Origin of the sequence: Bacillus sp. MUM 116 (genome assembly GCF_001866655.1) — a bacterium.
Taxonomy (GTDB): Bacteria; Bacillota; Bacilli; order Bacillales; family Cytobacillaceae; genus Neobacillus.
In genome coordinates this window covers 16,929-27,899 of sequence record NZ_MLYR01000051.1, presented here as the reverse complement: position 1 = coordinate 27,899, position 10,971 = coordinate 16,929, and the positions used below count along the sequence as shown (strand labels likewise).

The 10,971-nt window shown below is 32.9% G+C and carries 13 protein-coding genes and 1 pseudogene; 3 read left to right on the top strand and 11 right to left on the bottom strand.

What is annotated here, in order from left to right; genetic code table 11:
- Positions 1–268: 268 nt before the first annotated feature.
- From BIV60_RS13910 to BIV60_RS13900, 3 genes and pseudogenes are all read right to left on the bottom strand, one after another.
- Complete coding sequence (locus BIV60_RS13910; protein WP_071356338.1) at positions 269–517, bottom strand: hypothetical protein; 249 nt, start codon at positions 515–517, stop codon at positions 269–271.
- Between the two features lie 126 nt (positions 518–643).
- Positions 644–2,424 (bottom strand): annotated as a pseudogene (locus tag BIV60_RS13905) (terminase large subunit).
- Entirely contained in the window at positions 2,396–2,728 is a 333-nt protein-coding gene (locus BIV60_RS13900; protein ID WP_071356337.1) for a P27 family phage terminase small subunit, read from the bottom strand. The pseudogene BIV60_RS13905 and the gene BIV60_RS13900 overlap by 29 nt, the downstream one beginning before the upstream one ends.
- Before the next feature lie 221 nt (positions 2,729–2,949).
- Here BIV60_RS13900 and BIV60_RS13895 point away from each other — a divergent pair, with 221 nt between their 5' ends.
- Both BIV60_RS13895 and BIV60_RS29700 read left to right on the top strand, forming a co-directional pair.
- Positions 2,950–3,156 (top strand): DUF1657 domain-containing protein, encoded by a 207-nt coding sequence (locus tag BIV60_RS13895; RefSeq protein WP_071356336.1) that lies wholly within the window; start codon positions 2,950–2,952, stop codon positions 3,154–3,156.
- A 203-nt stretch (positions 3,157–3,359) separates the two neighbouring features.
- Positions 3,360–3,530 carry a hypothetical protein gene (locus BIV60_RS29700; protein WP_177177303.1) on the top strand — a complete coding sequence of 57 codons (171 nt, stop codon included), beginning with the start codon at positions 3,360–3,362 and terminating at the stop codon, positions 3,528–3,530.
- Positions 3,531–3,700: 170 nt separating this feature from the next.
- Here the strand turns inward: BIV60_RS29700 and BIV60_RS13890 are convergent, their stop codons facing one another.
- The 8 genes from BIV60_RS13890 to BIV60_RS13850 all read right to left on the bottom strand — a co-directional run bounded on the left by BIV60_RS13890 (position 3,701) and on the right by BIV60_RS13850 (position 10,156).
- Positions 3,701–4,042: an HNH endonuclease signature motif containing protein gene (locus tag BIV60_RS13890; RefSeq protein WP_071356335.1), complete on the bottom strand. Its 342-nt coding sequence runs from the start codon at positions 4,040–4,042 to the stop codon at positions 3,701–3,703.
- A 7-nt stretch (positions 4,043–4,049) separates the two neighbouring features.
- Positions 4,050–4,337, bottom strand: a complete 288-nt coding sequence (locus BIV60_RS13885; protein WP_177177302.1) for a DUF5052 family protein — start codon at positions 4,335–4,337, stop codon at positions 4,050–4,052.
- Positions 4,338–4,345: 8 nt separating this feature from the next.
- The gene (locus BIV60_RS13880; protein WP_071356333.1) at positions 4,346–4,528 is read right to left on the bottom strand and encodes a hypothetical protein; all 183 of its coding nucleotides are present in this window, start codon (positions 4,526–4,528) and stop codon (positions 4,346–4,348) included.
- A gap of 317 nt (positions 4,529–4,845) precedes the next feature.
- Positions 4,846–5,115 (bottom strand): hypothetical protein, encoded by a 270-nt coding sequence (locus BIV60_RS13875; RefSeq protein WP_071356332.1) that lies wholly within the window; start codon positions 5,113–5,115, stop codon positions 4,846–4,848.
- Positions 5,116–5,222: 107 nt separating this feature from the next.
- On the bottom strand, positions 5,223–5,687 hold the full coding sequence (locus BIV60_RS13870; RefSeq protein WP_071356331.1) for a hypothetical protein: 465 nt from the start codon (positions 5,685–5,687) through the stop codon (positions 5,223–5,225).
- Positions 5,688–7,490: 1,803 nt separating this feature from the next.
- Positions 7,491–7,688 carry a hypothetical protein gene (locus tag BIV60_RS13860; RefSeq protein WP_071356329.1) on the bottom strand — a complete coding sequence of 66 codons (198 nt, stop codon included), beginning with the start codon at positions 7,686–7,688 and terminating at the stop codon, positions 7,491–7,493.
- Positions 7,689–7,827: 139 nt separating this feature from the next.
- Positions 7,828–8,805, bottom strand: coding sequence for a phage lytic cycle repressor MrpR family protein (locus BIV60_RS13855; protein WP_071356328.1), 978 nt, complete (start codon positions 8,803–8,805; stop codon positions 7,828–7,830).
- Entirely contained in the window at positions 8,786–10,156 is a 1,371-nt protein-coding gene (locus tag BIV60_RS13850; RefSeq protein WP_071356327.1) for a DNA sulfur modification protein DndB, read from the bottom strand. Before BIV60_RS13850 ends, BIV60_RS13855 begins: the two co-directional genes overlap by 20 nt.
- A 267-nt stretch (positions 10,157–10,423) precedes the next feature.
- On the opposite strand from BIV60_RS13850, the gene BIV60_RS13845 reads away from it, so the two are divergent.
- Entirely contained in the window at positions 10,424–10,951 is a 528-nt protein-coding gene (locus BIV60_RS13845; RefSeq protein ID WP_071356326.1) for a hypothetical protein, read from the top strand.
- Positions 10,952–10,971 lie beyond the last annotated feature (20 nt).

Here is a 10,971-nt window from a genome sequence, read left to right as displayed (position 1 = left end):
ATGCCCATTCCTGGGAATCCTCCCATGCCCATTCCAAACATTCTTTCCATTTTTATCTCCTCCTCAAGTTGTTTCAAAAATAATGTATGTTTCCATGTTGAAGGAGGAATAGATACTTGCCTATATTATTAAGTGTATTCCTTGCTGTTATTTTATTTACGGTATTTTCATAATTTATCATAGCGCTAGGGTTCAAAAATGATTAGTACAGTCAATGATTTACTATCTTCTTGTTACACTAATCTGCATCTTTAGTTGAACAAACATTTCAAAAAATTAGAACTCCTAAAATCACAAAAGCGATACCAACAATAATGACAAATCCTTTTACAATCCACCAAGGAAAGAAAGTCACCAAACTAAATAGAAATTCAAATATTGAAGATTCCACAGAACCGTCACCAGCACCTAAAAAATGAAACTTTTCTTTATAATTTTCTCTTTTTAATTTGAAAATAGAGTTAAATATTATTACAATTCCCCAAAGAAGACATAAAACAGAGAAGAATAAATTCATATCTCTCACCGCATTTATTTAATAAGCGTTTCATTAGTATTCTAGGGAGGATATTAGTATTCCTTCCTCCACTAACCTCCCAGTTAGTAGAAGAAGGAAATCAACATTATTCATTAACAGTGCCAATTACTTAAATAAATCACTAACGGACACAAAATTGATTTCTCCGCCACCTTGAGGCTGGACCATCATTGTCATTACCTCAGTGTGAGCATTTAAAAAAGCCGCAAAACCGTCAATTTTACGGTAGCGACTTTGTTTTGTAGGAAGCCAATTCCCATTTCTATCTTCCACAAGCTTTACATTGTTTGTATACCAACGGAAAAGACGATTTTTATTGCTAATTATTTTCCCATCAAACAATAGTTGTTTTACATCTTTTAAGGCCGGACTTAAAGTAAAATGCCCCTGCCGCGCAACATCAGTTTCAAACCCATATGACTTTAAATCCTCATTTAAACGGTAAGCATTAGCAGGGTCATACTTTATTTTTCTTATGAAATATTGTTTTGATTTTTCTACAAACCAATCAAATATATATTCATATTTCACGTATTCTCCAGGAATAATAGTTAACCAGCCTTTTTCCTCAAATTCTTTAAAATTAATATTTTCGTTATCTTTATCAACTTTCGCTTGTGGCACCCAACTATGGGAAAGGACAAAAATTTTACCATCTTCCATCGGAAATTCTAAACAAGCACTTGTAAAGTCTTCAGTAGAAGATAAATCGTATCCTCCTATACACTCTTTGCCATTTAGATTTTCCGAATTAATCACATCATCATTGCGTTTTAAGATATCAATGCCCACAAATGACATTTCATCATTATCTACAAAAATATTAAATTGCTTAGTGATCCAGTCATTTTTTTCAGCTTCTGTGTGCTTGTCTGTATTCCAGTCATCAATTAACGAAGGTAGATCAAGCGAAACACCCATATTTGGATTTGCTTTAATCCAATTTTCCGGATTTTCTATTTCATCCACACTGTCTAATTCAGCCATGAAATAGAATTTTCTATCCTGTTCAATCACACCATCTAACACATCAGCTGCAATTTCATAATACTGAACAAGTGGTCCTTCAAGCTGGGTGCCGGCCGTAGTGATGTAGACAATCATAGGTTGTTTTCTGGCTGCACGCGACCTTTTAATAACATTGATGAGTTTGAAGTTTTTAAACTCATGAATTTCATCAAAAATCCCAAGGTGTGTATTTAATCCATCTAATTTTTTACTGTCAGATGCTCTTGGCTCAATTCTTGATTTTGTTTTATCGTAAAATATGCCTTTTTGATTTTCCCTAAGATGTTTCGCAATTGAGGTGATTTCTGTACCATTGCCCGACTTTCATCGAATAATTCCCCGGCCTGCTGTTTTGTATTAGCTAACACATAAACACGGGCTCCAGGTTCATTATCTTTTGAAACTGCATAGTTGGATAAACCGGAAATCATAGTAGTTTTTCCATTTTTACGACCAATAAAAATTAGGCCCTCACGAAAGCGCCTTACACCAATATCTTTGTGAACCCACCCATAAAGCGAACCAATAACAAAATGCTGCCATGGTTGAAGAACTAAAGAATCGTAATCCCCTTTGGATGGTTTACAGAATTTTTCAATGTATCGAATAGGCCTATGAGCTTTTTCCTCATCAAATACCCATGGAAAGTCTTCTGTCCCTTGCCTCTTTAGACCATCCAGGTGCCTTTGACAGGCTTGAATATTTTTTGAACTTGCTTTTATATTCCCTTTCACAACTTGTTCAGCGTACCAAGTTGTTTTTAAAGAAGGAGATGGTCTTTCGAGAATGTAAAACTGCCTTACTTGTTCCTTACGCCATGTTATATACCATTTTGCAATCTCTGCTGGTTTAGAATTCGTCGAAATCGTCGTCGTCATCGTTACCAGCTCCATGTCCATCTTTAAATTTTTTTCGTTGAGCTGGCGTAAGTCCCAGGGATTTTAGTAAGTTATTTAAGGTTTGTACTGTTTTTGTTAATTCAATTGAAAGGGGGTTTTTAACTAAGTTAGTCGCCCCGGCTTTATTAGTGTATTCATACATGAGATCATGTTTTTTAACCTCTTTTTGCAACCTTCGGTAAAACTGGTGAGTTTCCAGATAAAGTTTTATCAACTCATCGTCTGACTCTTTGTAATTATCTCCAAGGTATTCGCGAATTTTAATAGCCGTAGGAACTGCCATTTGGATTACCCCCCTTTCATGAAAAAAATAATCGTGGTGCGCGTGATGGTGACCCCGCCGGCCCGTAAAAATGATAAAAATTATTTTAAACCCAGGGGGGCTAATTGTTTTAGAATTTCACACAATTTAAAAATCGTTATTTTCTCGTAGTACGAATTAAGCTAATACATATTACGCATACTACTTTTGTTATTTCAAATTTTTTGAAAAGAGGTCTTAAAATGACAGTTGGAAAAGATGTTCAAACCGCTTTAGCAAGTTTAAAGAGTGCTCAAGCAAGCTTTGAAACCTTTGCTTTAGCAACTGATAACCAAAATGCAAAACAACTTTATCAACAGGCTGCCCAACAAACAGAATCAGTTCTAAATAGCCTTGAACCACGTCTTCAAGAAATTCAAGCTGAAGAACCACAGTACAATCAACAATAAATATTTCTGTAACGGTACTATACCTTAATGCGAAACAAAAAGTTAAATGAGATACTGTCATTTTTCTTTACCGGGACTACTCATCTACTTGAGTAGTCTTTTTTAATAACATAAAGCGTTATTAATCTTATTCCTGCACAACTTCTCTTGAATTTTTTTAATTCCAAGAAATTAGTATTAATCAAATTAAGGAGCTGAATAAAATGTCGTACAACAAATACATAAAAAATATTCTAGGTGTTGATGTACGTGCACAACATTCCGAAGAAGATAGTGAGAATACTTACGCCCCCTTCGAAAACCCTATAATTCATAAACAAATTAATGGCCGAGAGATTGTTCCTCTTGATTTGGCAAAATTATGGGGAAAATAGTTCCTCCTAAATTAATGCCTATACACCTTCTCAGGACATGCATAAGATATAGAGTAATAAAAAGTCTTGTCCATTTTCACTAACCATCCTTTCTAGGGTGGTTTTGGTATGATAAGGGAAGATACTATCTATGTTTTACTCCCTTAGTTCGCAATATCTATCTTTTATGACTAATAAATTTCTTTATTTGCTTTTACTTTAATAGCATTGATTTTTCGCTGCTGCTTTTCCTTTTTGGTATATGCTTTTTCAGGATGCTCATTGTTATGACAAGGCCGACAGATAGTTTCCAGGTTATCAATATCTAACGCTAGGTCAGGATACTCTTCCAAGTGTTTGATATGGTGAACCGTATTGGCTGCGGTTATCTTCCCTTTGCGTAAGCATTCTTGACAGAGATAGGTGTCACGGATAAGAACAATCTTCCTGCAGTTTAACCAAGCAGCGCTCTTATAGAATGCACGTGCTTCTTTATTGCGTTTGTATTTGTCGTAGTACCGATGTTTAGCCATGTCTGATTTACTTCTCCTCCACAACCACAGTAGCATTGTAAAGAATAACTCTTTTGCCATTGACTTCAAACTTAACTTTATCGGAACCGGTTGTTCCACCTTCTGAATCTGTTTGGTTAGCAATGTCAATCCTGCCTTCGTAAGTCCTTATGACATGGCCAGCATTGTCATACACGGTAACAATTCGGTTAAGACCTCCACCATATTCTGATTTAATATCCTTGCTCGCTCTCTCTAGTGATGAACAACCAGAGGATACAACCAATACTGTTCCGATTAAAATAGTTAAGCTCATTAGTTTTTTCATTTCCCTCTCCACGCTCCATTCTTTTTATAGTGGGTTTGCCTAGACATTCCCATAATCTCAGCCCAGTTAATCTTTTCCTGCTTACCCTTCTTCTTCTGCTGCTTATTCTTAGGTGACTGTGCTTTAAACTTATTCAGCTGCAGGATCTGTTCTTTAGATAAATGATCAATCAGTTTCATAAGCTCACCTCTTTTACAAAATAAAAACACCTGTCTTTAAACAGATGTTTCAATAAAGAATTCTCCCTTGCAATTACATGTTGCAAGTATATTTCTTTATATTTTTCTTTATATTTTTCTTTAGGACTTTTGCATATAATGTAGGAAAAATTTTGACTGTACTCGACGTCGAGAACAGTACTGTACTCCACGTAGAGAACAGATCTGTACTCTAACTAGAGAACAGTGAACGCATATGTGACTGTACTCTAATTAGAGAACAGTCGAGGAAAATCTATAAAAAAAGCACTCATAACTGGATGCTAAAAGAATGATATTTAATGGCTTTGATAAGCAATTTTCTCTAAATTACGAACAGCGATCTCCTTCGCTTCTTCAAGGTCCTCTGCTAGTCCTTCCGCTAAGAAATCCCTGTTCGGTGTTTTACCGTTGTCATAAATATTTAAGTACACTTCAAACCTGTCTTCAAATTCAACAATTAAATAATCTACCATATCATCGTGAGAATTAATCATAAAGCCATTATCAAAACCAATTGCACCTTTTCCAAATTTCTTTTCATCAACTAACTCTAATAACTTTGACATAATACATCTCCTCCCTCGTTGAAAGGAATTCGACTAATGAATGTCATAACCTGTTGTTTATTGTTAATGTTTTGTGTCAATTTAAAAAGCACCCTCGAAGGATGCTTTCATTCATTACCTATATTCAAGTTGGTCATGCAATGATTATGTAAAACCCCAAATGTAGCTATTCCAATCCATACCAACCTATCATGTATGTTTTGAATCTTATCCAGTTTAATATCATCTGGAATACTAAACAGGGTATAATTACAATCCATATCTACAAAATCATAATCTAGTTGATGAGCGCATTTATTTCTTAGTTTGTTTAACTTCTTTAAATTCGAAAAGAGCTGGTCAGTAATAAACCCCATGTTATACACAAAGTCTAATTTCACACTGTAAGAAGATTCATTTTTTACAATTTCACCCGGATTCTTCTTTTTCTCTTTTAATATTCGATTAATCCAATACTCAGTATACAAATGAATCGTAACAACAAGCGCAGCATTATCTTGGATTAACTTTAATTTATCTAAAAACTTTGGACCAATTTCCTTATCCAGTGATTTTTCCTTTTCAAATGACAATTCCTCCTTTTTTATAACAATTTGACAAAAGGAGACATTTTCCTTCTAAAACCAACAAAATTATTACAATTTCTCAAAACATACAAAAGCAGCTGAAGGTGCATAGCCAGAGAGACTTATCAGGTCACTCCCTTTGCACGAACACTCCCGGTTGTGCCATCAGCTGCTTTTATATATCAACCTTTACTGCGGCAGATGGCAAATCGTCCCGATCCATTCCTTAAGCCGCTGGGATCACCGTTTCCCGGAGGGTTAAGAGGGTATGAGCGATGGACAACGACATGAGCGAACCGTCTGCCATAACCAGGCTTGGAGTATTCGATAAAATGAAAAAAAGGAACTGAAAGGGTTGTCCCTTACTCAATTCCCGATGATATAAATTTAACACGTATAAATCCAAACAACACGACTTATTACCGTAATCTTTTTGGAATATTTTCGGATTAATTTTGAGCAAAATTCGATTAATTTTCGTAGTACGAACTAACTCATTTTAAATTTGTAATTTTTTCTATTTAGGAATTAGCCTAGCATTAGCGCATATAATTTAGAATTAACACCGAAAGGATTGATTTATATGACATATTTCCTAGTGTTTGAAAAAGAAACTGGCAAGGTTATTGATAAAACATTCGACCAAGAAAAAGCTATTACTTACGTTTTAAATGGTAATGGTAGGTATGGCTATCTAAGCTTCGATAAGCATAAAAATCAATCTTCTTCTTTTTTCTTATCGTAGTGTGAACCTGTAACAATCCTCAAAAGGGTTTTCTTTTCTACCGAACAGATTAAAAATAACTGCGTGTGTCCATTTCATTTTTTGAACAGGTTACATAAAATAAAGTGGTTGAGAACATGCATATTTTCTCTTTTCTTGAATGCGTCATTTTTGACGCTTTTTTATTTTCTTTTTCCGAACTAAATATTTTTTAAATCTTGGTTATATTAATTCATAGGATGTACTTGGATGCAGGTATATCCAGCCATATATAAATTGTAGAAATTTCCTCCTTCTGGAAACTACAGTTAATCCACATAAAAAATGAAGAGTTAGTGGACATTTCATTTTTATGAGCTAAACTATCCTCGTGTATATGACAAACCTCCGAGGATAATTGGCTCTTTTTTTTTGGAGAGAACCATGAAAATCGACTTGTTATCGTTATTATTTTATTGTTTTAATAATGGGAGCAGTTTTCTTGGTTTACGTATGGATTGGTCCAGACTTTTATAAGTGTTAAAAGTACTCAAAATATCAGCTTTTCCTTGTTCGTTATTTTGTTAAAAAACCTATTGGCTGGGTCCACTTTCTAATTGTCTTTTTCCGTATTTATTTTCATGGGATTTAAAGATTAGTATTCATAATGCACCATAAAAACTTTTTAATTTCAACCAAGTCTCATACCAAAATGTTTTAGGGTTAACTGGTTTTCCTATTTCAATGACTTCCTCAGATCTTAATAAATATACAACCTGATTTCCAGTCTTTAAACTATATCCAAATTTGAATGTTAATTCCAAACAGTTTATCAAGTATTCTTCTTCTCTTTTATGAGACAATTCTGATTTTTCGTTTGAAAGCCTCATTTATTTTTCATCGCCGTCCATATACCCATTTACTTATTAAAATTATATTCATTCAAAAGGAATATATCCTTTTTTATTCAACCTGTCTCGTTGGTGAAATAAGACAAATGGCAACTGGATTTTCAAACAATAAAAGAAGTGGCTTGAACAAATCTTTGTCCAAACACCTCTTTCGTTATAGGTATAAAGAACAATCTTAAATAAATTATAAAAAGTTCATTCGTTAATGATATCCCATTTAATACTAACGTCATCAACTTTTAAATTAAATGTCTCCCCAGATCCTGTTTGTATTTTAATATCATAAATTTCTATATTATAATTATTTAAACACCTTGTTATATTTAATAAATCTTCCAATTTATCTTGTTCAATTGATACCTCTAACTTAATTTCACCTTGCGCTAAATACACTTTGGCCCCTCCAAAATATCCACTTTATCTTTTTATCTTACAACTTATGTAAAGTTTATCCAACGGCAATTTTTCCTACTTTTATATTATATGTATGTTATTAACCTCTACCAATTAAGGTAGAGGAAATAATTAAATATCATTCTATGTGAATATTATATAAATCCATAATTGTATCCGGATTAATAAAATCTCTCAGAAAGGAAATGTTAAATATTTCAACCCCATTGACGACTACCTTTTTCAATCCAAATTGAAAAGCAATCATCGATAATTCTTCAGCTTCCAGTTTGTTTCGTTGTTTATATAAACCAACTGCCATGGCGATCATACCTGACTTTTCAATGTTTTTAGCAGTTAAATATTGATAACCAAAGAATTTAGCAATAGTCGATATTCTTCTGTAGATTATATGCTTATTTGCTCTATAATAATTCTGAACCTTTGTTGTAGCAGATCTTAAAATATAATTATTCTTTATTAACGGAAGTTCAGGGTTATTCCCTATCGAGGATCCATTCTTATTTTGATAACGTGTTTGTTCAATGGCTTCTTTAATTAAATTTATACATTTTTCTGAAACCTTTACTTTTTTTCTTTCACCATATTTATCATCCTTTAAAATCAGTTCACAATTGGCCCAATCAATATCAGATTGAGTTAAATTTAATATCTCTGAGTGACCATGTCCATTCACCCCTTCAAATAATAATTGAAGGATAATTTTATCCTGGGCGTTAACCATTTTTTTTTGCATGCCTGCGATCTCACACTTTGAAAATAGGACTTTTTTCTTATTTAAGTAACTTTTTAATTCATCATTATTGATGGATCTAGCCGGATTTATATTACTATGAACCCTTCCCGTTTTTATTGCCCAATCGATATAGAATTCAAAAACATTAAACGTTAATTTTATGGAATTAAAAGTTGAATGATCCGCATTAATCAAAGCATCCTTAATTTCTTCTGAAGTAAAATGATAAAGATCCTTTCCTACAACCTCCTCGGTATCAAAACTTCTGCAAAGTGCGTATTTATAAACATTCCTTGTTTTTTCAGGTATAGTCTTTAAATACTCCATTTTTCCTTTTTCGTTATATAGTTTTTTGACCATCAAGCCCCCCTCCTCTATATTTTGTTAAATCTAAATCATAAAAAAATGTATAAATTTGTTTCTTTGCTCTTGCAGAGATTTTTTTGTACCGATTTACGATATCGTATTCTTCCCAAACCGTGTTTTCTCTTAAAAAATTAATATCCCCTACGATATGTGCTAATTTATTCAACTCAATCTTTTCACCTCTCATTCGTTTTGCTAAGGCGATATATCCATAAAACATGGCATTTGCATTCATCAAACTATTCTTTCTAACAATTGATATATCAGACAAAAATTCATTCGGAAATGCAAAGAAAAGTTCATTAAAGAATTCGCTTAAATAGTTGGCAGTAATGATTGCATTCGGTTTATCTTCAATTTTGAATACTTCATCTATAGCATCAGTGAGAGTGTTGAAAGTTACTAAAAAATTAGAAGCAGGTGCAATCATATCCGATGCAGCAACTTTATTTCTAAATTCACTATTATACTGTAATTGTTTTGCTATAAAGTCGGCCTGTCTTGATTCTCCAACTTTCTTTAATTGCCCCTTACCAACAGAATTCGTGGTATTTAATTGCTTAAAGTATTGTTGAGCCATTGCTTTTCCTAAATGTAAAATATTTAATTTAAACATACTTTCTAACGATGAATCTTTTCTCAATGCCCGAACTATAGCATTGATACGGTGAAACCCATCCAATACATCTAATAACGTCCCCTCTGTTACGGTTAATGTCATTTCTTCTTCATCATAAATTAATTCTTCTCCAGTCTCGTGGTCTGTACTGCCTAAACGTGCGTTAAAGGTAATAATGGTACCAATCATTTCACCTTTCTTTAACAAATCCTCCATTTCTTTTATACTTTTCTCCACTAGTTTAGGAATTTGTATGATTTCATCTATTCCTTTCTTTCTTATCTGTCTCATTTCACGTTGAGTTTCCGGATTATATTGCAGTAAGCCATTTTCAAATAGCTGCTTTAATTCACTTGCCTGGATATAAAGGATAAAGTCATCTTCTGTCCCCTTAAGAACATTTTTAAAAGTGTAAGGAAGCCGAATAGGATTCTCAACATCTCCAACAAAATTTGTCTTAATTTCTTTTATTTCTCTAACGGTGAAGTACTTTTTGGGATTAAGAATTGGACTTCCTGTCGCTGAATAAATTTGTTCTGTTAATATATAGACCAAATCGATATCCACATCCAATAACAATTCTGTGTTATAAAAATAACTTTGAATTTTACCAGGCAGAATTTTGTATTGCTTCAGCCCACTTTTAATTTTATTTATTAATTTTCTGTCTTCCTTAATCTTTGTCACTACTTCAATCAAATTTTCTCTGAGTTCATTTTTTTCCATTGCCTCAGATCCTTTTTTAAGAAATAAATTCTATATATCTAAATATTTATAATATTCATATTAAAATAAATAGAATTAAATAACTTAGCTTAAAAAGAAAAAAACCAGCAAGCTGCATTGCCCGCAATCCTTGGAAAAAGGGATGGATTTCTTCCACTTTTAAATTCACATGACAAAAATAACTTATTTTAAACCCTAAAACTTTTAACATTTTTCAAATGACTTACATAAAACTATAGTGATCATCACGGAAGGAGATTCGATGCCATGGAGGATACATCTTTATTAATTGAAAAAAAGATCGAAGACATAAAAAGGGAAATGGAGATCCTAAAAGATAAAATAATCAATATTTCCATAGATAATGAAAAATCAATTATCAGCTATTTTAACTGTTCAATGAATTTCACGAAAAATGATTCAGAAGAACATATTATTTTTAGTGACTTTGTCATTCAAAATAACACGAATATCTCCTTAACCAATCCAGTTATTCTCATAAAAATCAACGGTTCGAATGCGATTGATTTTTTGGGGAGGTTTAATAATAAAACCATTCATGATGAAAAAGCACAATGGGAGCGAGTGGAAACAGAGGATATGGATGAGAAAAGTGATTATTGGTTAAAATCAAAACAAACCACTTTAAAACCAAAGGAAACATTGGTATTTTCCGGTTTCCAAATGAAATGGGCATCCTCTCATGAACAAAATATACATGTTTCAGGGTATTTTTATTGTGATCAATATAAAAAAGGCATTCCTTCATTAAACTCCGTTTCAATCAATATATGATTTGTAGAGGGGAATCAAGA

What these genes read in the sequence shown, in the direction of transcription:
- BIV60_RS13880 (WP_071356333.1), bottom strand. Translation starts at nt 4,528, where the DNA reads ATGAAACTGATTGATCATTTATCTAAAGAACAGATCCTGCAGCTGAAT.
- BIV60_RS13895 (WP_071356336.1), top strand. Translation starts at nt 2,950, where the DNA reads ATGACAGTTGGAAAAGATGTTCAAACCGCTTTAGCAAGTTTAAAGAGT.
- BIV60_RS13900 (WP_071356337.1), bottom strand. Translation starts at nt 2,728, where the DNA reads ATGGCAGTTCCTACGGCTATTAAAATTCGCGAATACCTTGGAGATAAT.
- BIV60_RS13885 (WP_177177302.1), bottom strand. Translation starts at nt 4,337, where the DNA reads ATGAGCTTAACTATTTTAATCGGAACAGTATTGGTTGTATCCTCTGGT.
- BIV60_RS13850 (WP_071356327.1), bottom strand. Translation starts at nt 10,156, where the DNA reads ATGGAAAAAAATGAACTCAGAGAAAATTTGATTGAAGTAGTGACAAAG.
- BIV60_RS13845 (WP_071356326.1), top strand. Translation starts at nt 10,424, where the DNA reads ATGGAGGATACATCTTTATTAATTGAAAAAAAGATCGAAGACATAAAA.
- BIV60_RS29700 (WP_177177303.1), top strand. Translation starts at nt 3,360, where the DNA reads ATGTCGTACAACAAATACATAAAAAATATTCTAGGTGTTGATGTACGT.
- BIV60_RS13890 (WP_071356335.1), bottom strand. Translation starts at nt 4,042, where the DNA reads ATGGCTAAACATCGGTACTACGACAAATACAAACGCAATAAAGAAGCA.
- BIV60_RS13875 (WP_071356332.1), bottom strand. Translation starts at nt 5,115, where the DNA reads ATGTCAAAGTTATTAGAGTTAGTTGATGAAAAGAAATTTGGAAAAGGT.
- BIV60_RS13855 (WP_071356328.1), bottom strand. Translation starts at nt 8,805, where the DNA reads ATGGTCAAAAAACTATATAACGAAAAAGGAAAAATGGAGTATTTAAAG.
- BIV60_RS13910 (WP_071356338.1), bottom strand. Translation starts at nt 517, where the DNA reads ATGAATTTATTCTTCTCTGTTTTATGTCTTCTTTGGGGAATTGTAATA.